We start from the raw sequence: 20,954 nt of genomic DNA, 5'->3' as shown, positions 1-20,954 counted from the left end.
CTCAGAAAGTTTGCATTTGGGCGCAATTATTGCGGCCTTTTTCGATTCCCGTGGCGGGTTTTTGGGCGCATGAGCCAGGCCGCGCCGCAGATTTGCGGTTGGTTTGATGGCTAAACCGGCTTTGCGGTGGGTTCGAGCACCGCAGAGGGACGCAGTTTGCGCAGGGGCTCCACCTTGCCTTTCGGCGGGTAGACGAGCTTGGTCGCCTCCACCATGAAGGCACCGCCGGCCATCATCGTTGGCACGTGGCGCCCGAATTTCTCGAAGGCAGGGCCCGCTTTCATCCAGATGCGTTTGCTCGACGGGACCTGGTAGAGCGCGCCCATGTGCCGTTCGGGCAGGAACTGGTGCTTGCGCAGCTGGGTCTCGAGTTGCCCCGGCGAATAGGGCCGCCCGAAGCCAAAGGGCGTGCGGTCGCGCCGGGCCCAGAGGCCCGCCCGGTTCGGCACGATGAAAAGCGCCCGCCCCCCGGGGCCAAGGACACGCCAGCACTCCTCCAGCAGGTCCGACGCCCGCTCCGAGGTTTCAAGCCCGTGCAGCATCACCAGCTTGTCCACATGACCTGTTTCCAGCGGCCAGCAGATCTCATCCGTCAGAACGGAGACATTGGGCATATTGGCGGGCCAGGGCATCACCCCCTGCGGGCCGGGCATGAGCGCGATCACCCGCCGCGCTTCCTTCAGGTAGGGGCGCAGCAGCGGGGCGGCAAAGCCATAGCCCACCACCGTCTGGCCCTTGGCCTCGGGCCAAAACTCCAGAATGCGCCCGCGCAGGCTCGCCTGAGCGGCACGGCCCAGTTGCGAGCGGTAGTAGAAGTTGCGCAGGTCTTGCACATCCAGATGCATTGCAGCCCGTCTCGTGTTGGGTCACTCTGGGAGCAGTGTCGCAAACCTCTGGGAGAATGGCCATGGCCCTTGAACTCGTTACCGTTCCGTGTCTCGCGGACAACTATGCCTTCCTGCTGCATGATGAAGCGAGTGGTGCGACGGCCCTGGTCGACATCCCGGAGGCCGCGCCCATCCTTGCCGCGGCAGAGGCGCGGGGTTGGACGATCAGCGAGGTCTGGATCACGCATCACCATGCGGATCACTTGCAAGATCTGCCGGAGATTCAGGCGGCGCATGAGGTGATCGTGCGCGGAGGTGCCGCAGACGCGCACCGGCTGCCCCCGCTCGATCATGCCTACCGTGGTGAGGACAGCTTTGAGTTCGCCGGACACCCGGTGCAGGTGATGGATGTGCCGGGCCATACCACCGGCCATATTGCCTTTTACGTGGCCGAGGCCGACACCGTCTTCACCGCAGACAGCCTGATGGCACTGGGGTGCGGGCGGCTCTTTGAAGGCACGGCGGAACAGATGTGGGGCTCGCTCAGCCGCCTGATGGCGCTGCCGCCCGAGACGACGGTCTGTTCGGGCCATGAATACACCGCGTCCAATGCTAAGTTTGCGTTAACCATTGACCCGGATAATCCTGAGCTTATATCGCGGAGCAAGGCCATCGACGCCGCCCGTGCGGCGGGCGAGGCAACCGTTCCTTCCACTCTGGCGCTTGAAATGGCCACGAACCCTTTTCTGCGCGCCGCAGATCCGGACATCCGCGCCCGTCTGGGCATGACAGACGCAAGCGATGTTCAGGTCTTTGCCGAAATCCGCGCCCGCAAGGACGCCTTCTAACGCCGAAATCGCAGTCTTTCATGTCGGGATCACACAATTTGTGACCGTGAAAGTGCAGAAAAAACTTGAAGCGGGCCTGCGATCAACCAAACTCTAATACTATGAGGCCATGGTCGGCTTACGGATCGGCATCAATCAGATCCCCAACCGACCCCGATAAGAAGGAGCACAGCTCGTGCCTTCATTTTCGACCACACTGGAACAGGCAATCCATTCTGCGCTGGCGCTGGCCAATGCCCGCCGCCACGAATTCGCGACGCTTGAGCACCTGCTGCTGGCGCTGATCGACGAGCCGGACGCCACGCGCGTCATGAAGGCCTGCAGCGTCGATATCGACGATCTGCGCGCCACGCTTGTGGAATTCGTTGACGAGGATCTGAGCAATCTGGTCACGGATGTCGACGGCTCCGAAGCCGTGCCGACAGCCGCGTTCCAGCGGGTCATTCAGCGCGCGGCCATCCATGTGCAGTCCTCGGGGCGCACGGAGGTGACGGGTGCCAACGTGCTGGTGGCAATCTTTGCCGAGCGCGAGAGCAATGCTGCCTATTTCCTGCAGGAGCAGGATATGACGCGCTATGACGCGGTGAATTTCATTGCCCATGGGGTCGCGAAGGACCCCGCTTACGGCGAACAGCGCCCGGTCTCTGGTGCGCCGGAGCATGAGGAAGAGGCGCAGGGTGTCACCGAAGGCGAGAAGAAAGAGAGTGCGCTTGAGAAATACTGTGTGGACTTGAATGCCAAGTCCCGCGAGGGCGATATTGACCCTCTCATCGGGCGCGATGCGGAAGTGGAGCGCTGTATCCAGGTGCTGTGCCGCCGTCGGAAAAACAACCCGCTGCTGGTGGGCGACCCCGGCGTGGGCAAGACCGCCATCGCCGAGGGCCTCGCACGCCAGATTGTGGCCGGTGAAACGCCTGAAGTCCTTAAAAACACAACCATCTATTCGCTGGACATGGGTGCGCTGCTCGCCGGAACCCGCTATCGCGGTGATTTCGAGGAGCGGCTGAAAGCGGTTGTGGCAGAGCTGGAGCAGCACGACGATGCCGTGCTCTTCATTGATGAGATTCACACGGTGATCGGCGCGGGCGCCACATCCGGCGGCGCCATGGATGCGTCGAACCTGCTGAAACCTGCGCTGGCGGGCGGCAAGCTGCGGACCATGGGGTCGACCACCTACAAGGAATTCCGTCAGCATTTCGAGAAGGACCGCGCGCTGAGCCGCCGGTTCCAGAAGATCGACGTGAACGAACCCTCGGTGGAAGATGCAGTGAAGATCCTGCGCGGGTTGAAGCCGTACTTCGAGGATCACCACGCGGTGAAATACACCGCGGATGCGATCAAGACCTCCGTGGAGTTAGCGTCGCGCTACATCAACGACCGCAAGCTGCCGGATTCGGCGATTGATGTGATCGACGAGGCGGGTGCGGCCCAGCATCTCGTGGTCGCTGCCAAACGGCGCAAGACCATTGGGACCAGGGAAATCGAGAATGTCGTGGCGAAGATCGCCCGCATTCCGCCAAAGAACGTCTCCAAGGACGATGCGGAGGTGCTGAAAGATCTGGAAGGCTCGCTGAAACGCGTGGTCTTTGGCCAGGACAGCGCCATCGAGGCGCTCTCGTCAGCGATCAAGCTGGCCCGCGCCGGTCTGCGTGAGCCCGAGAAGCCCATCGGCAACTATCTCTTTGCCGGTCCCACCGGTGTAGGCAAGACGGAAGTGGCCAAACAGCTCGCGGATACGCTGGGCGTCGAGCTGCTGCGCTTCGACATGTCGGAGTATATGGAGAAGCACGCGGTCAGCCGCCTGATCGGCGCGCCCCCGGGCTATGTCGGCTTCGACCAGGGCGGCATGCTGACGGACGGTGTGGACCAGCATCCGCATTGTGTGCTGCTGCTCGACGAGATGGAAAAAGCGCACCCGGATGTCTACAACATTCTGTTGCAGGTGATGGACCACGGCAAGCTGACCGACCACAACGGGCGCACGGTGGACTTCCGCAATGTGGTGCTGATCATGACGTCCAACGCAGGTGCCGCGGAGCAGGCGAAAGAGGCGATCGGCTTTGGCCGCGACCGCCGCGAAGGCGAGGACACCGCCGCCATCGAGCGGACGTTCACGCCGGAGTTCCGCAACCGTCTGGATGCGGTGATCAGCTTCGCGCCGCTGCCGAAAGAGGTCATCCTGCGGGTGGTGGAGAAGTTCGTGCTGCAGCTGGAAGCCCAGCTGATGGATCGCAACGTGACCATCGAGCTGACCAAACCTGCGGCTGAATGGCTGGCCGACAAAGGCTATGACAGCAAGATGGGCGCGCGTCCGCTGGGCCGTGTGATCCAGGAGCATATCAAGAAGCCATTGGCAGAGGATCTGCTCTTCGGCAAGCTGGCCAAAGGCGGGATCGTCAAGGTGGGCATCAAGGCCGGCGAGATCGATCTGAAAATCGAAGGCCCCGATAAGCCGCGGCTGTCAGGGGACAAACCCCCTCTGTTGACCGCGGAGTAAGTCTGCAAGACGTCACATCATCCCCGCCGCCGACGCGGCGGGGCTTTCTATTTCAAATCCATCCTGAAACGCCGGAACAACGTCGGGTCAAAGACCGGACCCAGCCAACTGGCGTGCCCCTGCCGGGCGCGGTCTGCCAGGGCCGACCGCGCCCGGCAGGGGCTTGCTCTACCGTTCCGTGAACTTCAATTCGATCCGCCGATTCTGAGCGCGCGCAGCTTCGCTGTCGCCGAAGGCAACAGGCTGATACTGCCCGAAGCCGTTGGCGGCCAGACGGTCGGGGGGAAGACCAAGCGCCTCCACCATGTATTTCACGACCGACAACGCCCGGCCCTGGCTCAGTTCCCAGTTGTCGGCAAACCGTCCGGCGCCCGAGAGCGGCACGTTGTCGGTATGGCCGTCGACCCGCAAGATCCAGTTGATCTCGGGCGGGATCTCATCGGCCACGCTGGAGATGATCTCGGCCACCTTCGCCACCTCCTGCCGGCCCTCCGGTGAGAGCTCGGCACTGGCGGGGGCGAAGAGCACTTCGGAGGAAAACACAAACCGGTCTCCCTCGATCCGCACGCCGTCCTGCCGCCCCAACACATCGCGCAATCGGCCAAAGAACTCCGAGCGGTATTGTTCCAGGTCCTTGGTCTGAGCGGCGAGCCGCGCGGCCTCCTCCTCCAGCCGTTTGCGCTCGGCCTCTTCGAGGGCCGCGCGCCGACGTTCCTCGGCTGCCAGCCGGGCCAGGGCCGTGTTCAAGTCGGACCCCAGGGACTGCAGCCGCACCCGGGCCGAGGCATCGCGTTCGGTCGCATCGTCGAGCAGCGCCTGCAACTCGCCCAATTGTCCGCGCAGCGCGGCCACCTGCTGGTTCAGCACCTCGGCCTGCCGCTGTGCCTCGGCGCTGATCTCCGCCTCCTCGCTCAACGCCTGCCGCGCCTGCGCCAGCAACGCGGCCTGACGCTCCGCTTCGGTGCTTGTATCCCCGGCCAGAGTTTCGGCGGCGAGCCGGGCCGCGAGGGCCTCCGCAAGCTGTGACCGCAGAGCCTCTTGCGCGCGTTCGGAGCGCGCGGCTGCAGCCTCAAGCTGAGCCCGCAGCGCCTCCTCGGCGGTCCGCAGGGCTTCAGCCTCGGAGCCTACGGTGTCGAGGGAAGTTTCGAGCCCGTCGATCTGCAAAAGCGCGGCGGCAAGCCGGGCATCGAGATCCTGTTCGGCAACCCGTGCAGCGGCCAGCAACGTCAGCGTGTCTTCCGCCTCCTTCCGCTGGGCCTCGAGCGCCAGCGTCATCGCGGTCAGCTCCGCATCCGCATCGGCAAGCCGCGCGCGCAGGGCCTCAGCGGCGGCCGCCTCGGCAAGCCGTGCCGCCTCCTCCGCGCTCAAGGCAGCTTCGGCCGCCTCGAGATCGGAGGTAAGGGCCTGCAGCTGGCCGTCCGTCTCGGCGGTGCGGGCGCGCAGATCGGCCACAAGCGCATCCAGCACCTCACGCCGGGCGGCGGCAAGGCGCGCGGCCTCAGTCTGCAAGTCAATCTCGTTGCGGGCAGTGGCGAGGGCGAGGTTCAGCGCCTCCTGCTCGCTCAGCAGTTCTGCCTGTGCGGCTTCCAATTCAGTCACATTGCCGCGAGCCCTGTCGCGTTGCTCCGTCAGGGAGGCCACGGTGTCACGGGCACTGTCCCGTTGAGCGATCAGGGCGGCGACCTGCGCTTCGAAGCGGGTGATGTCCGCCCTGCTCTCCTCAAGCGCGGCGGCTTGCGCATCCCGCGTTGCGGTCAGTGTGGCAATGCGGTCTTCGGCGTCCGAAAGCGTCGTGCGCAGCGCGCCCAGCTCACCTTCCAGCTCCGCCGTCGCCTGACGCTCGAGACCCAAGGCCTGTGCAAGGATCGCCACTTCGCCGGCGAGCTGATCAAGTTCGCTTTCCTGGCCGGTGATCCGCTCGGTCAGCACGAATTGCACCACCATGAAGATGGTCAGCACGAACATCAGGACCAGCAAGAGCCCCGTCATCGCATCCACGAACCCCGGCCAGATCGAGGCCTGGAACCGGGTGCCTGTGCGTCGGGACAGGGCCATGATCAACGGTCCTCGGAGGTCAGGCGGGTCGTGGCGCGGGGCGGCCCGGTGCGCAGCGCGTCGGTGAGTCTCGACAGATCCATGCGCAGCTCGGCCATGCTCTCCTGCCGCCCTGCGGAGATTTCCTCGAGAATGCGCAACATCTGCACGTCGATGGAGCGCAGACGCATCCGGCTTTCGGCGTCGATGCCCTCGCCGGTGGTCTGGTTTCCAAGAGCGGAGATCAGCCGCTCCTGCCCCGCGGCGACCCGTTCCAGCGCGGCGCTGGCCGGGTCCATCCCGTCCATCTTTTGCGTCATGCGTTCGATGGAGCCCGCGAGGGTGCTGAGGTTGTGATTGATTTCTGAGCGGCTCACATCCGAGTTCTGGAACATCTCCTGCAGGCGTTCCATCTGCTCGACCATATGCTCGACCACCGCAGCCAGGGCGCCCTGATCGCCCGCCGCCTCGTCATCGGAGGTCAGGCCGACGCGGGTGATGGTGCTGAGCCATTCTTCGAGTTCGCGGTAGAAGCGGTTCTGGCCGTGGCCAGCGAAGAGTTCCAGCAGACCAACAATGAGCGAGCCCGCGAGGCCCAGGAGCGAGGAGGCAAAGGCCACGCCCATCCCGCCCAGCTGCGCCTCGAGCCCGGTCATCAACCGGTTGAAGACCTGCACGCCGCCTTCGCCGTCCTGCGGTGCAAGGCTGCGGATGGTGTCGACCACGGCGGGGACCGTCGTCGCCAGGCCGTAGAAGGTGCCCAGAAGGCCCAGGAAGATCAGCGTGTTGACGATATAGCGGGTGATCTCGCGCGCCTCGTCGATCCGGGTGGCGACGGAATCGAGGATCGACCGCGTGGAGGTGGCACTGACCTGCATCCGCGCGCCGCGCGCGCGCAGCAGGGTCGCCAGCGGGGCCAGCAGCAGGGGCGCCTGTGCCGAGCCGTCGAGCTGGTCCGAAGCGAAGCGCTCGATCCAGCGGACGGACCCGATCAGCTGGAAGACCTGATAAAAGCAGGCCAGCACGCCGATGGCGAAGACGAAGAGGATGAAGCCGTTGAGGTAGGGGTTGGCCTCGAACACCGGCAGAACGCGCGGCAAGGCGAGGAAGCTGCCAAAGCCGGAGAGCGCCAGAACGATGAGCATCAGCGTGATCTGCCGCACCGGCTGTGAAAAGACCGGTCTTGCCTGTCGGACTGGCAATGCCATGCGCTGCTCCCCGCGCGTTATTGTTCTGCCCCGGGCGCAGTTTAACCTGAAAACTGCCCCTTGCGCCAAGGATTTATGAGGTCAGGTGCCGCACCCGCTGGCTCAGCCACTCCAGATCGGGATCATGCAGGCCGATCTCGGCAAGATGCCGCGTGGTGTTGTAGAGATATTCGGTGTTCGGCCCCATGCCGCCGGTGGCCTTGGCGATGATCTGGGCCTGCTGTTCCAGCGGGAGACCGCCGCAGTACTGCCGGTTGGCGCGGTTGATCACATAGGCCAGCGCCTGCACCCGACGCCCATCGACCAGGTCCACATCCAGCGTGCGTTCGAGATAGGCGGAGGAGATCAACTCGCGGTCGCGCAGATAGGTCAGCGTGGCCTCTTCGGTGCCCGGCTTGACGGCCAGCGCGACCCCTTCGCAGGCGTGGCCCGGGTCTTCATCGAGGGCCAGCACCAGGCCGGGGTCGGCTTCCGTGCCGCGGTGGTGGATCGACCACATGCAGAACGACCGCGCGTAACCCGGCAGGGTTGCGATCACCTGTTCGGAGACCTCGAACCCCGGTTTCCACAGAAGGCTGCCGTAGCCGAACACCCACATGGTCATATGACTGGTTCTCCTTGCTTGCATTGCGTAAACCTCAAATCAGAGCAAAAGCAAAGAGGTGGGTGATGCCTCGGATCATATGGGCAGGGCTGGTGCTGGCACTGGCATGGAGCGGCTGGTGGCTCTGGGCCACGGCGGCGGCAGAAAGGGCGGTGGAGCGCTGGTTTGCGGAGCGCCGCGCCGAGGGCTGGCAGGCGGAGTATGCGCGCCTTGATCTGGCGGGATATCCGCTGCGTTTCGACGCAGAGGTGCTGCTGCCCGCTCTGGCGGATCCGGGGACCGGTGTGGCGCTCACGGCGAGCCATGTGGGTGTCTCGGCACCTGCGTGGTGGCCGGGAGATCTGACCGTCAGGCTGCCTGCGGATGCGATCACGCTGGCCAGCCCCGAAGGTCGGGCGACGCTGCTGATGCAGGCGGCAACGGCAGACATGGAGCTGACGCCCGGCAATGCGCTGGAGCTGGAGCGGCTGCAGTTCGGCGCGGGGCCCTGGTCGCTCGGCGGGCCGCAGGGTCAGGTGGTCCTGGCCGACGATCTGCGTCTGGCGATGGTTCAGGATGAGAGCACCCCGCAACGCTATGCCCTGAGCGTCGGGGCCGCGGCGTTGCAGCCCGGTTCGGTCCCGCGGGCGGCGCTGCGGGTGCCGGAGAGCTGGCCGGTGAGCTTCGACAGCTTTGCGCTCGAGATGGAGGTGGTCTTTGACCGGGTCTGGGACCGCCGGGCCGTGGAGGTGGCGCGCCCGCAGCCACAGCGGATCGAGATTGATCTGGCCGAGGCGGTCTGGGGCACGCTGGAGCTGCGCGCGGCGGCAGAGCTCACGTTGGATGCGCAGGGTGTACCGGAGGGGCCGCTGTCGCTGCAGGCGCGGAACTGGCAGGAGATCCTCGGGCTGGCGGAGCGGTCGGGTGCCTTGCCCGCGGCGCTGGTTCCGCAGGCGCGCAGCGTGTTGCAGGCGCTTGCCGCCGCGTCGGGCGATCCGCGCGCCATCGACGTGACACTGACCTTGCGCGACGGGCTGGTGCTTCTGGGGTTCGTGCCGCTGGGGCCGGCCCCGCGTCTGGTGCTGCGTTAGCGGCAGTAGGTGCCGCTGCGATAGCGCGCGGTGTCGAAGTGGAAGTGATCGCGGTGAAAGCTGTCGGCATCCGGGCCCAGGACCGTGCCGAACGGCCCACAGGCGTCGCGGTGCATCCGGCGCAGCGCCTGGGCCGTCCCACGGGCCGTCCACCCCGTCAGCACAGTGATGGTGGAGCCGTCACGCAGGCGGAAGCCGGAGATGTCGATGGCGCGCCCCTTGCCATGCTCGGAGATGCGCGCGCCTTTCTTGTGGTTGCGGGTGCGGCAGACGTAATGCGCGGCCACTTTCAGGCTCTGGACACCGCCACCGATGTCGCGCAGGGCCGGTTTCACCGAGCGATCCACCCAGGTCTTGAGCGCGCGGGCGGTGCCGCAGTCCATCACCGCCTGCTGGCTGAGCGCGATGTCGGAAACCGCGCGCACCCGCACGGCCTCCGCCACGCCACATCCCGGAATACGCCCCGGCATCCGGCCCACCACCTGACCCTGGATCGCGGGATCGCCGCAGATCGCCCCTTCCGCGCGCAGCTTTTGGTGGCGGCGGATCGCGCGGCGGAGAGCCCGCGTGCGCATCTTGGGCCGCAAGGAGACTGCAGGCCCGAGGCTTTGCAGGCTTGGCGCACGGGCCTCTGCCCGCGCCGCGCCGGTCGAGATGGCCCCGGAGCCTTGCAGCACGGGCGCGGGTGCGGCCCGCTCGGGGCGGTCGACGGGGCGTTTGGAGCGTTCGACGACTGTGGCCGAGGCTGATCCTGCCAACAGCAGGACGAGCAGGACCCAGCGCATCACGACGATTTTTGCCCGCGGCCGAAGTCCGGCGCGTCGGTATCCTGCCCCGCTTCGATGATGCCGCGGCGGATCGCGCGGGTGCGGGTAAAATACTCGTGCAGGTGCGCGCCGTCGCCGGTGCGAATGGCCCGCTGCAGCGCAAAGAGCTCTTCGGTGAACCGGCCCAGGATTTCCAGAGTTGCGTCCCGGTTAGTGAGGAAGACATCGCGCCACATGGTGGGATCGCTGGCCGCGATGCGGGTGAAATCCCGAAAGCCCGCAGCGGAGTATTTGATGACTTCCGTATCCGTGACCCGGCGCAGATCATCAGCCACGCCCACCATGGTGTAGGCGATGAGATGCGGCGCGTGGCTGGTGACCGCGAGCACCAGATCGTGGTGATCCGGATCCATCTCCTCCACATTGCTGCCCAGACCCTCCCAGAGCGCCTTCAGCCGGGCAATGGCCACCGGGTCGGAACCCGGAGGCGGCACCAGCAGGCACCATCGGTTGTCGAAGAGTTCCGCAAAACCGGATTCAGGCCCGGAGTGTTCCGTGCCCGCGAGCGGGTGACCGGGGACAAAGTGGACCTCCGGCGGCAGATGCGGGCCTACACTTTTGATCACATCGCGCTTGACGGAGCCCACGTCGGTGACCGTCGCGCCGGGTTTGAGCGCGGCGGCGATGTCGGCCGCGACCGCCCCCATCACGCCCACGGGGACCGCAAGCACGACCAGGTCGGCGCCCTCCACCGCCTCCGCCGCGCTCTCGCAGACGCGGTCACAGAGGCCGATGCGCCGCGCGGTGGCGCGCGTCGCCTCGGAGCGGGCATATCCGGTGACCTCGCCGGCAAGCCCGCCGCGTTTCATCGCCCAGAACATCGAGGAGGCGATCAGCCCCAGCCCGATCAGCGCCACGCGGTCGTAGATCACGCTCATGTCGGCTGTCGAAAGCTGGCGAGCGCATCGAGCACACGGGTGACGTCGTCGCTTTGCCCGACGGTGATGCGCAGCGCTTCGGGGAAGCCGTAGCCCTTGACCAGCCGCACGAGGATCCCGGCGGACTTCAGGTGGGCGTCGGCGGCGCGCGCTTCGGCCTCGTCGGCGAAGCGCGCGAGCACGAAGTTGGCCTGGCTCTCGTCGCAGGCGATGCCGAGCTGGCGCAGCCCACCGGTCAGCCGCGCGCGCTGTTCGGAGTTCTCGCGCAGGCAGGTTTCCACGAAGCCGCGGTCGCGCATCGCCGCCTCGGCCCCCGCCAGCGCGACGGCAGAGAGGTTGAACGGCCCGCGGATGCGGTTGAGCACGTCGACGACATGCTGGCTCGCATAGCCCCAGCCGACGCGCAGCCCACCGAGCCCGTAGAGCTTGGAGAAGGTGCGGGTCATGACCACGTTCTCACGCGCGGTGACCAGTGCCGCGCCACCGTCGTAGCCCGCGTAGAACTCCGCATAGGCGCCATCAAGCACCAGCAGGCATTGTTCGGGCAGCGCATCGGCCAGCCGGGTCAACTCGGCCATATCGAGCGCCGTGCCCGTCGGGTTGGCCGGGTTGGCGATATAGATCAGCCGCGTGGCGGGGGTGACATGGTCGAGAAGCCGGTCAACGTCGATGCGGCGGTCGCGCTCGGGGGCCACCACCGGCGTTGCCCCCGCAGAGAGCGCAAAGATCCGGTAGAGCCCGAACCCGTGCTCGGTGTAGAGCACCTCGTCGCCCGGGCCGGCAAAGGCCATGGCGAGCAGCGTCAGCACTTCGTCGGACCCCACACCGCAGATGATCCGGTCCGGTTCAAGCCCATGCACCTCCGCAATGGCGGTCCGCAGGCGCACGTGATCGGTTGTCGGATAGCGGTGGAGCGTCCGTGCGGCCTCGGTCACCGCCACGGTCACCTCGGGGCTTGCGCCGAGGGGGTTCTCGTTGGAGCTCAGCTTGAGCGGATCGGTCTGCCCTTCGATCTGAGAGGCACCGCCCTGATAGAGGGCGATATCCATGATACCGGGCTGGGCGCGCATGGCTGTGGTCATCGGGTCGTCTCCTGTCCGGCGGACATTAGCGAGGTGCCGCGGGCTGTGCCACCACCAAACGCGCCGCCGCCGGGGCGATCCACAGAGATTCTGACACGCTCGCAACGAAAAAGGGCCCGGTCACCCGAGCCCTTCCACGAGGTCGCCTGTGTCGATCAGGCTTTGCGCGCTTTGCGGCGGCCGGCCCAGCCGAGCCCACCCATGGCGGCACCCAGCAGCAGCACGGACGCGGGCAGCGGAACGGCAGAGACTTCGATGCCGTCGATGGAGAAACCATCGTTCAGCTTGTAGCGATCGCCACCCGAGGTGAAGAAGTTGCCCAGGATGATCTCGGCGGAGTCGATGTGTTCACCGAACTTGATCTGCACCAGACGGGCGTTGCCGTTGGGCAGCTTGCCACCGGTGCGCAGCTCTTTGGTCTCGCCGCCTGCGATGATGCGCAGGAACGCACCCACATCGCTGCCGTCATTGACGACGAATGTGAGCTTGTTGAACAGACCGCCGGTCTCGACGTCCCATTTCATGCCCCAGGTGTCGTTGCTGTCCAGGAACCAGGACCCGCCTTGCGGCACCGTGTTCTGGCGACCGAAGAGCTTGCCGTCGCGCAGCGCCAGTTCGGTCCCGGTGCCGATCACCGAGCCGCCCGTACCCGTTCCGCCGAGGGATTCGAACGTACCGACGGCGGTGCCGAGCGACGCGCCCACTTCGCCCTCACCCATGTTGGCGCCAAGGGTCTCAAAGTCTTCGCCCGTGGCATTGGGCCCGCCGAAGCTGCTGTTGTAGCTCCCGGCGTCGAATGTCGAGACTTTGATGGTTGTTGCGCTTGCACCGAAGGTGCAGGCCAGCGTCAGCGCGGCTGCGCCGGCCACAGTCCAAATACTCATTACTCTCTCCGAACAATTTTAACTTATTTTTCTTCACTCGGAGCTATCTGGCGCGGGTTGCCTGGTCAAGCGGATTTCCGCTGAACAAACTGTTTCCGACGCCGCGTCACTCCGAAACCGCACCGTCTCCTCTCCGGCAGGCGCGGACTTGTCGGGGTGGGGGTGCCATGTCAATCTACGGCTATGACACAGTACGCTTCGGATCTGGCGGATCGCTATACCGCAGCTGCCCCGAAATGGTCCGACAAGATGCGGGCCCTGGGTTACTTCGATGGATATCTCGGCTTTCTGGATACCCACCGTCTGGGCGCAAGCGCAGGCCTCGATGTCGTCGATATCGGCGCGGGCACCGGTGCCATGGCAGAGGCCTGGGCGGCAACCCACGGGGCGCCGGGGCGGATGGCGCTTTTGGATCCGTCCCCGGCCATGTTGGCCGTCGCCCGCGCCGCCCTGCTGCGCCGCGAGGTGGTCGCCGAAGTGCACGACAGCCCGCTCGAGACGGCGGCGCTGGGACCTTTCGATGTTCTGCTCGCAGCGCATGTGATCGAACATTTCGATGATCCCCTGTCCGCGCTGACCGCGATGCGCCGGCTGGCGCGGCCAGACGCGCGGCTGTTTCTGGTCGTGTCAAAACCGCATTGGTGTAATGTGATCATCTGGCTGCAGTGGCGGCACCGCACCTTCCGATCCGACGAAATCTCGGAACTACTGCTGCATGCGGGGTTTGACGTGCAGGCGCACTACCGCTTTCCGTCCGGCCCACCCTCCCGGACCAGCTTCGGCATCCTCGCGCGCGCAATTTGACCAAAAAAAACCGCGCCGAAGACCGGCGCGGTTCTGACTGTGTCCAGATGCGAAGAGGTTTAGTTCTTCGCGTAGAATTCCACGACGAGGTTCGGCTCCATCATGACCGGGTAGGGCACGTCGCCCAGAGCGGGGGTGCGCACGAAGGTCGCGCTCATCTTCGAATGGTCCGCCTCGATGTAGTCCGGCACGTCGCGCTCGGGCAGCTGTGTTGCCTCCAGCAGCGCGGCCATCTGTTTCGAGCGGTCGCGCACCTCGATCACGTCACCCTCTTTCACACGGTAGGAGGGGATGTTCACGATCTTGCCATTCACACGCACGTGCTTGTGGTTCACGAACTGGCGGGCGGCAAAGACGGTCGGCACGAATTTCGCGCGGTAGACGACCGCGTCGAGGCGGCGCTCCAGCAGGCCGATCAGGTTTTCACCGGTGTCGCCCCGCACACGCTCGGCTTCGGCATAGATGCGCCGGAACTGCTTTTCGGTCAGGTCGCCGTAGTAGCCCTTGAGCTTCTGCTTGGCGCGCAGTTGGATGCCGAAGTCAGACAGCTTGCCCTTGCGGCGCTGGCCGTGCTGGCCGGGGCCGTATTCACGGCGGTTGACGGGGGATTTGGGACGGCCCCAGATGTTTTCGCCCATGCGGCGGTCGATCTTGTATTTGGCAGCGGTGCGTTTGGTCACGGCTGATCTCCTTCGATATGTGCCCTTTGCGGGCGTGAAGGGCGTTGTCCTTTGGCCTTGCGACCCGACAGGCATCCCCTCGCGGGGGCCACCAACACCAATGAAGCCGCGCTTATACTGTGCCGAAATGGAGAGTCAACGTCTGATCCGCCCGCGTGTCAGCCAGTGATGCCGCACCCTGGCATCCGGGCCCTTCCGACCGTTGAGGCATGCAAGACAGGGCCGCTGACGTTTCTCTTTCGTTTACCATATTTTTCAAAGGGTTAAATATGAGGTAAATTAGAACAAAATGAGAATATTTACGCGATTTTAGCATTTTTGCCAACAAGGTGGCGCCGTTAGAACGCTGTGAGGTTTGCATGTCCGGAACGAGAAAGAGACGATTGGCCGATATCCCTCCGGGCGCCGAGAATCCATTGCAATTCGCGCTCTCGCAGCGTGACAAGAACACCATCGGCATGGTGGAAGAGGCGATCAAGCACAAGCAGGTGCTGCTGGCCTTTCAGCCGGTCATGCAGGCCCGGGCGCCGGATAAGGTGGCGTTCTATGAAGGGTTGATCCGCGTGCTCGATTCCACGGGTCGGGTCATCCCCGCCATCGACTTCATGGACACCATCGAGAATACGGAGTTGGGGCGGCAGCTTGACACGCTCGCGCTCGGCCTCGGGTTGCGGGCCCTGAACGACAACCCCAGCCTGCGCTTGTCGATCAATATGTCCGCGCGCTCTATCGGCTACCGGCAATGGAACCGGACGCTGGACCGCTGGCTCACCCGCAACCCGCTGATTGCGGAGCGGCTGATCCTGGAGATCACCGAAAGCTCCGCCATGCTGGTGCCGGAACTGGTCGTGGACTTCATGGACCGGCTTCAGATCGAGGGGATCAGCTTTGCCATGGACGATTTTGGTGCCGGGTACACGGCGCTGCGGTACTTCAAGGACTTTTACTTCGACATTCTGAAGATCGACGGGCAGTTCATCCAGGGCATCGCCACCGACCCGGACAATCAGGCGCTGACCGCCGCGCTGGTCTCGATTGCGCGGCATTTCGACATGCTGACGGTCGCGGAGTTCGTCGAAAACAAGGAAGATGCGGAAACCCTCATCCAGCTCGGCGTCGACTGTTTGCAGGGTTTCTATTTCGCGCCGGCATCGACGCGGCCGCATTGGCTGCGCCCGGTCGACACCCAGAAAGTTGTCTGACCGGCAGTTGGTTGCTGACGTGATATGAATGCGATATGGACCCCCCATGAGAGGTGAGGGGGTGGGGCCCTTTGAACCGGGGCCCGGCAAGACTGCCCCTTTGCCAGAACTGGTAAAGGACACACCACATGACGAATGTCGTTATCGCATCCGCAGCCCGCACTGCCGTTGGCAGTTTTGGCGGCTCCTTCGCAACCATCCCCGCCCATGATCTCGGAGCAGCCGTGCTGAAGGAAGTCGTCGCGCGCGCAGGCGTCGAGGCTGCCGAGGTGTCCGAAACCATTTTGGGTCAGGTGCTGACCGCGGCGCAGGGCCAGAACCCCGCACGTCAAGCCCATATCAACGCGGGGCTGCCGCAAGAAAGTGCCGCCTGGACGATCAACCAGGTGTGCGGGTCGGGTCTGCGCTCCGTTGCTCTGGCCGCGCAGCATATCCAATTGGGAGATGCGAGCATCGTTGCCGCAGGCGGGCAGGAAAACATGACGCTTTCGCCCCATGCGGCGCCCCTGCGGGCGGGCCACAAGATGGGCGATATCAAATACATCGACACCATGATCCGCGACGGGTTGTGGGACGCCTTCAACGGCTATCACATGGGCCAAACGGCCGAAAACGTTGCTGAAAAATGGCAGATCAATCGCGAACAACAAGATGAGTTTGCTGTTGCCTCGCAGAACAAGGCCGAAGCTGCGCAGAAGGCGGGCAAATTCGCAGACGAGATCATGGCCTTCACCGTCAAGGGCCGCAAGGGCGACACTATCGTCGATCAGGACGAGTACATTCGCCATGGCGCGACCATCGAAGCGATGCAGAAGCTGCGCCCCGCCTTCACCAAGGACGGCTCGGTCACCGCGGCGAACGCGTCGGGCTTGAACGATGGTGCGGCGGCCGCGCTGATGATGTCTGCGGATGAGGCGGAGAAACGCGGCATCGAGCCGCTGGCCCGCATCGCCAGCTACGCAACCGTCGGCCTTGACCCGTCTATCATGGGCGCTGGCCCGATCTATGCCAGCCGCAAGGCGCTGGAAAAGGCGGGCTGGAAGGCCGAAGACCTGGACCTGGTCGAGGCCAACGAGGCCTTTGCCGCACAGGCTTGCGCTGTGAACAAAGACATGGGCTGGAACCCCGAGATCGTGAACGTGAACGGCGGCGCCATCGCCATCGGCCACCCCATTGGTGCCTCGGGCGCGCGCATCCTGAACACGCTGCTCTTCGAGATGAAGCGGCGCGATGCGAAGAAGGGTCTGGCCACCCTCTGCATCGGTGGCGGCATGGGCGTTGCCATGTGCCTTGAGCGCCCCTGACTTCATCCGGGCGGCGCGAAGCTGTGCCGCCCCCCACTCAGCCACTGAAATCCGAAAATGCGCGCGCAATAATATTGCGCATCTGAATTTCAGTGCGTAACAAGATTATCAGAAAAACCATGGAGGAACTCTCATGTCCCGCGTCGCCCTTGTCACCGGAGGCAGCCGAGGTATCGGCGCTTCGATTTCCAACGCTCTGAAAGACGCCGGTTACACCGTCGCCGCCACCTATGCCGGCAATGATGAGGCCGCCGCGAAATTCACCGACGAGACAGGCATCAAGACCTACAAGTGGAACGTCGCGGATTACAACGCCTGCAAGGAGGGCATCGCGGGTGTCGAGGCGGATCTTGGCCCAATCGAAATCGTCGTCGCCAACGCGGGCATCACCCGTGACGCGCCGTTCCACCGGATGACGCCGGAGCAGTGGCAGGAGGTGATCGACACCAACCTCACGGGCGTGTTCAACACCGTCCACCCGATCTGGCCCGGAATGCGCGAGCGCAAGTTCGGCAGGGTCATCGTGATCAGTTCGATCAATGGTCAGAAAGGACAGTTCGCGCAGGTGAACTATGCCGCGACCAAGGCGGGTGATCTTGGCATCGTGAAGTCTCTGGCGCAGGAAGGTGCGCGTGCAGGCATCACCGCAAATGCTATCTGCCCGGGCTATATTGCCACCGATATGGTCATGGCGGTGCCTGAGAAGGTGCGCGAATCGATCATCGCACAGATCCCGGCGGGCCGGTTGGGCGAGCCGGAAGAGATCGCGCGCTGCGTTGTCTTCCTGGCCTCGGACGATTCCGGCTTCATCAACGGCTCGACCATCTCGGCCAACGGCGCGCAGTTCTTCGTCTGACGCGCAACAGCATCAAACGGAGAAGGGCCGGTCACGACGACCGGCCCTTCTGCATCCCGTAAGATCGCTGCAGCCGATCAGCGGGAAGAGGGAAACAGCCAATTCCAGGCGTTTTTCATGGCTTGAGCACGCTCTTCATGGGCGCGTTGCATGGCGTTGCGCGTATCGCGGCGGGTCGTGGCTTCAAACATGGGAAGGCTCCTTGTTTGCAAAAGTTCATTTGATCTGATCCGAATATGACATCCGCTAACAAAGCTGACAAACGAGACTTTCCACCGCGTCAGTTAAGCTGTATTTAAGCGAGCATGGTTAACAGACTGCCTCCGCTCACCGCCTTGCGTGCCTTTGAAGCCGCCGCGCGGCACATGTCCTTTGCGAAGGCGGCGGAGGAGTTGTCGGTCACGCCGGCCGCGCTCAGCTTTCAGATCAAATCTCTGGAAGAACACCTGGGCGCGCCGCTCTTTCGACGCCTCAACCGCGCGGTGGAATTGACGGAGGCCGGAGAGACCTTGGCCCCGGGGGTGACGGACGGGTTTCAGACGCTGGCAAACGCCTGGCGCGGAACGCAGCGGCTGCAGGACGACCAGTCGCTCACGGTGACGGCGGGTCCGGCCTTTACTGCGAAATGGCTGGCACCCCGTCTTTATGAATTTGCCCAGGCCCACCCCGAGATCGAGCTGCGGTTTTCGGCCGCCTTGCGCATCATGGACTTTGGCCGCGACGCCATTGATGTGGCGATCCGCTTCGGCAAGGAGGGCGGCGACGGGCTGTACTGTCTGCCGCTCGCGGAGGAATGGATTGCACCGGTGATGACGCCTGGCCTTGCGGAGCGCTTCCCTGATCCGGTCAGCCTGATGCAGGCGCCACTGATTTTCGATGATTCGATCGATTTTCTGAGGCCGCGCTGCGACTGGAAGGCGTGGTTTGCGGCGCTGGGGATCGACTTCGACCCCACGCATGGCCCGCATTTCAGCCAGGCCGATCACGCGATGGACGCGGCCCTGACCGGGGTCGGGGTCGTGCTGGGACGACGGGCACTGGTGGTGAAGGACATCGACGAAGGCCGTCTGGTGACACCCTATGGGGTTGCCCTGTCCACCGGAGCAAAGTTTCGGTTTCTCTGCCCGGAAGGCAGTGAAAACCGCCCGCAAGTCAAAGCGTTCCGGGAGTGGGTGCTGGAGGAAATCAACAAGACCGCGCACATCACCGAAGCGCTGCAGATCGTCGAGCCCGGTGAGGCCGCGGCATGAACCGGACGCAGGCGACGGGGGTGGGGTTCATTGCCGTGATCCTCTGGGCGCTGCTGGCACTTCTGACCGTCGGGTCGGCCCCGACCCCGCCGCTGCTGCTCAACACGATCTGTTTTGCCATTGGCGGCACGTGCGGCCTGATATGGACGCACCTGTCCGGCGGACTGCGCCTTCTGCTGCGGGTGCGCTGGTATGTATATGTTTTCGGGACGCTGGGACTTTTCGGATATCACGCGCTCTATTTCTCGGCTCTGAGGCTGGCGCCTGCGGCGGAGGCTGGTCTGATCGCCTATCTCTGGCCTTTGCTGATCGTGCTGCTCTCGGGCCTGCTGCCCGGCGAGCGGTTGCGGGGCGGCCATGTGATCGGCGCGGTTATCGGGTTTGCCGGGGCGGCGCTGATCGTCACCGGTGGTGGCGAGGGGTTTCAGGCCCAGTATGCCCTTGGCTATGGGCTCGCGCTGGTCTGTGCGCTGACCTGGTCGAGCTATTCGGTGTTGTCGCGGCTGCTGGGCGATGCGCCGACTCAATCGGTCACGGTGTTCTGCTTGGGAGCGGCGCTGCTATCCCTGCCGCTTCACCTCATCTTCGAGCAAACGGTGCTGCCGCAGACGGTGACCGGATGGGGGGCAACGATTTTGCTCGGCCTCGGGCCCGTGGGGCTGGCCTTCTTTGTCTGGGACATCGGGGTGAAACGCGGTGACATACAGCTATTAGGCGCGGCGTCTTATGCGGCGCCGCTTCTGTCTACTTGCGTTTTGGTACTGGCTGGCGTCGCCCCATTGTCCACGACGTTGGGTCTTGCCGCTTTGCTCATAACCGGTGGCGCCGTGGTGGCCGCACGCGCCAGCTTCGCCGCGGGTTTTAACTCGACAGGCGGGTGATTTCTTCTTTGAGGCGCAGTTTCTGCTTTTTCAGGTCGGCAATTGCGAGATCGTCTGTGCCGGGGGAGCGCTGGGCTTCTTCTACAGCTTCGCTCAGGGACTGATGCTTCTTCTTCAGCTGGTCGACATGTGCAGTGACGCTCATTCATTCCTCCTGTTGCTACGGTACGACCTTCACTGGATCACAGATGGTGATTCAAGTCACGCCGCACAAGCAGCATGGGCACGATACTCGTTAAAATTGTATTAACGCCGGTCAGAAATCCAGCGCAGCTCCATCGCGCAGGACGGCTTTGACCCGGGGGACATAATCTTCGGCGTCGGTGGTGTGGCGTGCACCAGCGTGGAGAATCAGTGGGGCATGCAGCTTGAAAGCCCCGCGCCCGTTCTTGCGCGCGCGGACGATGACCAACTCGGCCCGCCGTTCTGCGCGTGGCGCCAGCGGCAGCACCTCGACGCTGCCCATCCCGCTGGGCCAGGCCTTCAGGATATCCGGCAGCCGCTCGGCGCGGTGGATGATATGCGCGTATCCTTTGGGTTTCAGGCGCTTGGCCGCGACCTTGACCCAATCGGCGAGCGGTGCCGTCTCTCCCAGGGCCGCCTCGCGCCCCAGATCCCGCGCTTCCCGACTTGCCGCGCGGTCGAAATAGGGCGGGTTGCTGATGACGTGATCGAACTGGCGCTGCCGCAGTTCGCCGGGCAGGTCGGTGATATCGGCGGTGAAGATTTCGGCACTGTCACCGGCATTGCGCCGGGCGAGTGCGGCGTAATCGTCCTGTAGTTCGACCCCGGTGAGGTGCAGACCGGGGACGCGCGCGGCGAGGCACAGGAGCGCCGCACCGGCCCCGCAGCCGAGATCCAGCACAGACTGTCCGGGCTCCGCCGCCACGCTGGCGGCCATCAGCACCGGGTCGACCCCTGCGCGGTAGCCCGTTCGGGGCTGCCAGAGCTGCACGCGCCCGCCAAGAAAGGCATCCCGCGTCAGCGCTTCGCTCATATCCCGAGCGGGATCTCATTGTCCCGCATGACACGGAGTGCGGCGTCATGATCGTCGGTGCGCACCATGAGCCGGCGGGGGAAGACTCCGATGCCGCCTTCGAGCACGCTCATATTTACGTCCAACTCAAAGCAGTCTATATCCTCACCCTGGAGAAGGGCCGTGGCAAAGGCGATGATCGTGGGGTCGGTGCTGCGCAAAAGTTCCTTCATATCAGGGAT

21 protein-coding genes are annotated in these 20,954 nt (G+C 64.5%); 9 read left to right on the top strand and 12 right to left on the bottom strand.

All coding sequences use genetic code 11. The features are described from left to right. Window positions 1–110: 110 nt before the first annotated feature. Window positions 111–845 (bottom strand): methyltransferase domain-containing protein, encoded by a 735-nt coding sequence (locus Q1A71_RS12465; protein WP_299676313.1) that lies wholly within the window; start codon window positions 843–845, stop codon window positions 111–113. Window positions 846–907: 62 nt separating this feature from the next. On the opposite strand from Q1A71_RS12465, the gene gloB reads away from it, so the two are divergent. Together gloB and clpA are read left to right on the top strand one after the other, a co-directional pair. Then, window positions 908–1,675: a hydroxyacylglutathione hydrolase gene (gloB, locus tag Q1A71_RS12460; RefSeq protein ID WP_299676310.1), complete on the top strand. Its 768-nt coding sequence runs from the start codon at window positions 908–910 to the stop codon at window positions 1,673–1,675. A gap of 175 nt (window positions 1,676–1,850) precedes the next feature. Then, entirely contained in the window at window positions 1,851–4,172 is a 2,322-nt protein-coding gene (clpA, locus tag Q1A71_RS12455; RefSeq protein WP_299676306.1) for an ATP-dependent Clp protease ATP-binding subunit ClpA, read from the top strand. A gap of 168 nt (window positions 4,173–4,340) precedes the next feature. On the opposite strand, the gene Q1A71_RS12450 is transcribed toward clpA, so the two are convergent. The 3 genes from Q1A71_RS12450 to Q1A71_RS12440 form a co-directional block, all read right to left on the bottom strand. Then, window positions 4,341–6,227: a peptidoglycan -binding protein gene (locus tag Q1A71_RS12450; protein WP_299676303.1), complete on the bottom strand. Its 1,887-nt coding sequence runs from the start codon at window positions 6,225–6,227 to the stop codon at window positions 4,341–4,343. 2 nt (window positions 6,228–6,229) lie between these two features. Then, window positions 6,230–7,414 carry a biopolymer transporter ExbB gene (locus tag Q1A71_RS12445; protein WP_299676300.1) on the bottom strand — a complete coding sequence of 395 codons (1,185 nt, stop codon included), beginning with the start codon at window positions 7,412–7,414 and terminating at the stop codon, window positions 6,230–6,232. A gap of 73 nt (window positions 7,415–7,487) precedes the next feature. Continuing rightward, window positions 7,488–8,018, bottom strand: a complete 531-nt coding sequence (locus Q1A71_RS12440; RefSeq protein ID WP_299676297.1) for a gamma-glutamylcyclotransferase — start codon at window positions 8,016–8,018, stop codon at window positions 7,488–7,490. Window positions 8,019–8,083: 65 nt separating this feature from the next. On the opposite strand from Q1A71_RS12440, the gene Q1A71_RS12435 reads away from it, so the two are divergent. Then, entirely contained in the window at window positions 8,084–9,088 is a 1,005-nt protein-coding gene (locus Q1A71_RS12435; protein ID WP_299676294.1) for a DUF2125 domain-containing protein, read from the top strand. On the opposite strand, the gene Q1A71_RS12430 is transcribed toward Q1A71_RS12435, so the two are convergent. The 4 genes from Q1A71_RS12430 to Q1A71_RS12415 form a co-directional block, all read right to left on the bottom strand. Next, on the bottom strand, window positions 9,085–9,873 hold the full coding sequence (locus Q1A71_RS12430; RefSeq protein WP_366140246.1) for an extensin family protein: 789 nt from the start codon (window positions 9,871–9,873) through the stop codon (window positions 9,085–9,087). The two genes, Q1A71_RS12435 and Q1A71_RS12430, sit on opposite strands and share 4 nt — an antisense overlap. Further along, complete coding sequence (locus Q1A71_RS12425) at window positions 9,873–10,793, bottom strand: prephenate/arogenate dehydrogenase family protein (RefSeq protein ID WP_299676288.1); 921 nt, start codon at window positions 10,791–10,793, stop codon at window positions 9,873–9,875. The genes Q1A71_RS12430 and Q1A71_RS12425 overlap by 1 nt, the downstream gene beginning before the upstream one ends. Beyond that, entirely contained in the window at window positions 10,790–11,875 is a 1,086-nt protein-coding gene (gene hisC / locus Q1A71_RS12420) for a histidinol-phosphate transaminase (RefSeq protein WP_299676285.1), read from the bottom strand. Before hisC ends, Q1A71_RS12425 begins: the two co-directional genes overlap by 4 nt. A 155-nt stretch (window positions 11,876–12,030) precedes the next feature. Then, entirely contained in the window at window positions 12,031–12,759 is a 729-nt protein-coding gene (locus Q1A71_RS12415; protein WP_299676282.1) for a VPLPA-CTERM sorting domain-containing protein, read from the bottom strand. Window positions 12,760–12,942: 183 nt separating this feature from the next. On the opposite strand from Q1A71_RS12415, the gene Q1A71_RS12410 reads away from it, so the two are divergent. Beyond that, window positions 12,943–13,563 (top strand): methyltransferase domain-containing protein, encoded by a 621-nt coding sequence (locus Q1A71_RS12410; protein WP_299676279.1) that lies wholly within the window; start codon window positions 12,943–12,945, stop codon window positions 13,561–13,563. A gap of 59 nt (window positions 13,564–13,622) precedes the next feature. On the opposite strand, the gene rpsD is transcribed toward Q1A71_RS12410, so the two are convergent. Next, window positions 13,623–14,243, bottom strand: a complete 621-nt coding sequence (gene rpsD, locus Q1A71_RS12405; protein WP_299676276.1) for a 30S ribosomal protein S4 — start codon at window positions 14,241–14,243, stop codon at window positions 13,623–13,625. Between the two features lie 359 nt (window positions 14,244–14,602). Here rpsD and Q1A71_RS12400 point away from each other — a divergent pair, with 359 nt between their 5' ends. The 5 genes from Q1A71_RS12400 to Q1A71_RS12380 all read left to right on the top strand — a co-directional run bounded on the left by Q1A71_RS12400 (window position 14,603) and on the right by Q1A71_RS12380 (window position 19,736). After that, window positions 14,603–15,445: an EAL domain-containing protein gene (locus tag Q1A71_RS12400; RefSeq protein WP_299676273.1), complete on the top strand. Its 843-nt coding sequence runs from the start codon at window positions 14,603–14,605 to the stop codon at window positions 15,443–15,445. 128 nt (window positions 15,446–15,573) lie between these two features. Further along, window positions 15,574–16,749 carry an acetyl-CoA C-acetyltransferase gene (locus Q1A71_RS12395; RefSeq protein WP_299676271.1) on the top strand — a complete coding sequence of 392 codons (1,176 nt, stop codon included), beginning with the start codon at window positions 15,574–15,576 and terminating at the stop codon, window positions 16,747–16,749. A 133-nt stretch (window positions 16,750–16,882) separates the two neighbouring features. After that, complete coding sequence (gene phbB, locus Q1A71_RS12390; RefSeq protein ID WP_299676269.1) at window positions 16,883–17,605, top strand: acetoacetyl-CoA reductase; 723 nt, start codon at window positions 16,883–16,885, stop codon at window positions 17,603–17,605. Between the two features lie 305 nt (window positions 17,606–17,910). Then, a complete protein-coding gene (locus Q1A71_RS12385) occupies window positions 17,911–18,855 on the top strand; it encodes a transcriptional regulator GcvA (protein WP_299676266.1) in 945 nt (314 codons plus the stop codon). Continuing rightward, window positions 18,852–19,736 (top strand): EamA family transporter, encoded by an 885-nt coding sequence (locus Q1A71_RS12380; RefSeq protein WP_299676263.1) that lies wholly within the window; start codon window positions 18,852–18,854, stop codon window positions 19,734–19,736. The genes Q1A71_RS12385 and Q1A71_RS12380 overlap by 4 nt, the downstream gene beginning before the upstream one ends. Here Q1A71_RS12380 and Q1A71_RS12375 read toward each other — a convergent pair. The 3 genes from Q1A71_RS12375 to Q1A71_RS12365 all read right to left on the bottom strand — a co-directional run bounded on the left by Q1A71_RS12375 (window position 19,717) and on the right by Q1A71_RS12365 (window position 20,945). Then, window positions 19,717–19,881 (bottom strand): DUF465 domain-containing protein, encoded by a 165-nt coding sequence (locus Q1A71_RS12375; RefSeq protein ID WP_299676260.1) that lies wholly within the window; start codon window positions 19,879–19,881, stop codon window positions 19,717–19,719. The genes Q1A71_RS12380 and Q1A71_RS12375 overlap by 20 nt on opposite strands. A gap of 111 nt (window positions 19,882–19,992) precedes the next feature. Next, window positions 19,993–20,733 carry a methyltransferase domain-containing protein gene (locus tag Q1A71_RS12370; protein ID WP_299676257.1) on the bottom strand — a complete coding sequence of 247 codons (741 nt, stop codon included), beginning with the start codon at window positions 20,731–20,733 and terminating at the stop codon, window positions 19,993–19,995. Beyond that, the gene (locus Q1A71_RS12365; RefSeq protein WP_299676254.1) at window positions 20,730–20,945 is read right to left on the bottom strand and encodes a DUF2007 domain-containing protein; all 216 of its coding nucleotides are present in this window, start codon (window positions 20,943–20,945) and stop codon (window positions 20,730–20,732) included. Before Q1A71_RS12365 ends, Q1A71_RS12370 begins: the two co-directional genes overlap by 4 nt. Window positions 20,946–20,954: the final 9 nt, after the last annotated feature.

Origin of the sequence: uncultured Roseobacter sp. (genome assembly GCF_947493125.1) — a bacterium.
In the GTDB taxonomy this organism is placed as follows: domain Bacteria; phylum Pseudomonadota; class Alphaproteobacteria; order Rhodobacterales; family Rhodobacteraceae; genus Roseobacter.
Note: the sequence above shows the minus strand (reverse complement) of the source record. Positions and strands in the feature narration are given on the sequence as shown.

Bases quoted from the DNA above. Each gene is read 5' to 3' on its own strand.
- Q1A71_RS12465 (WP_299676313.1), bottom strand. From the start codon at position 845: ATGCATCTGGATGTGCAAGACCTGCGCAACTTCTACTACCGCTCGCAA.
- gloB (WP_299676310.1), top strand. From the start codon at position 908: ATGGCCCTTGAACTCGTTACCGTTCCGTGTCTCGCGGACAACTATGCC.
- Q1A71_RS12450 (WP_299676303.1), bottom strand. From the start codon at position 6,227: ATGGCCCTGTCCCGACGCACAGGCACCCGGTTCCAGGCCTCGATCTGG.
- Q1A71_RS12445 (WP_299676300.1), bottom strand. From the start codon at position 7,414: ATGGCATTGCCAGTCCGACAGGCAAGACCGGTCTTTTCACAGCCGGTG.
- Q1A71_RS12440 (WP_299676297.1), bottom strand. From the start codon at position 8,018: ATGACCATGTGGGTGTTCGGCTACGGCAGCCTTCTGTGGAAACCGGGG.
- Q1A71_RS12435 (WP_299676294.1), top strand. From the start codon at position 8,084: ATGCCTCGGATCATATGGGCAGGGCTGGTGCTGGCACTGGCATGGAGC.
- Q1A71_RS12430 (WP_366140246.1), bottom strand. From the start codon at position 9,873: ATGCGCTGGGTCCTGCTCGTCCTGCTGTTGGCAGGATCAGCCTCGGCC.
- Q1A71_RS12425 (WP_299676288.1), bottom strand. From the start codon at position 10,793: ATGAGCGTGATCTACGACCGCGTGGCGCTGATCGGGCTGGGGCTGATC.
- hisC (WP_299676285.1), bottom strand. From the start codon at position 11,875: ATGACCACAGCCATGCGCGCCCAGCCCGGTATCATGGATATCGCCCTC.
- Q1A71_RS12415 (WP_299676282.1), bottom strand. From the start codon at position 12,759: ATGAGTATTTGGACTGTGGCCGGCGCAGCCGCGCTGACGCTGGCCTGC.
- Q1A71_RS12410 (WP_299676279.1), top strand. From the start codon at position 12,943: ATGACACAGTACGCTTCGGATCTGGCGGATCGCTATACCGCAGCTGCC.
- Q1A71_RS12400 (WP_299676273.1), top strand. From the start codon at position 14,603: ATGTCCGGAACGAGAAAGAGACGATTGGCCGATATCCCTCCGGGCGCC.
- Q1A71_RS12395 (WP_299676271.1), top strand. From the start codon at position 15,574: ATGACGAATGTCGTTATCGCATCCGCAGCCCGCACTGCCGTTGGCAGT.
- phbB (WP_299676269.1), top strand. From the start codon at position 16,883: ATGTCCCGCGTCGCCCTTGTCACCGGAGGCAGCCGAGGTATCGGCGCT.
- Q1A71_RS12385 (WP_299676266.1), top strand. From the start codon at position 17,911: ATGGTTAACAGACTGCCTCCGCTCACCGCCTTGCGTGCCTTTGAAGCC.
- Q1A71_RS12380 (WP_299676263.1), top strand. From the start codon at position 18,852: ATGAACCGGACGCAGGCGACGGGGGTGGGGTTCATTGCCGTGATCCTC.
- Q1A71_RS12375 (WP_299676260.1), bottom strand. From the start codon at position 19,881: ATGAGCGTCACTGCACATGTCGACCAGCTGAAGAAGAAGCATCAGTCC.
- Q1A71_RS12370 (WP_299676257.1), bottom strand. From the start codon at position 20,733: ATGAGCGAAGCGCTGACGCGGGATGCCTTTCTTGGCGGGCGCGTGCAG.
- Q1A71_RS12365 (WP_299676254.1), bottom strand. From the start codon at position 20,945: ATGAAGGAACTTTTGCGCAGCACCGACCCCACGATCATCGCCTTTGCC.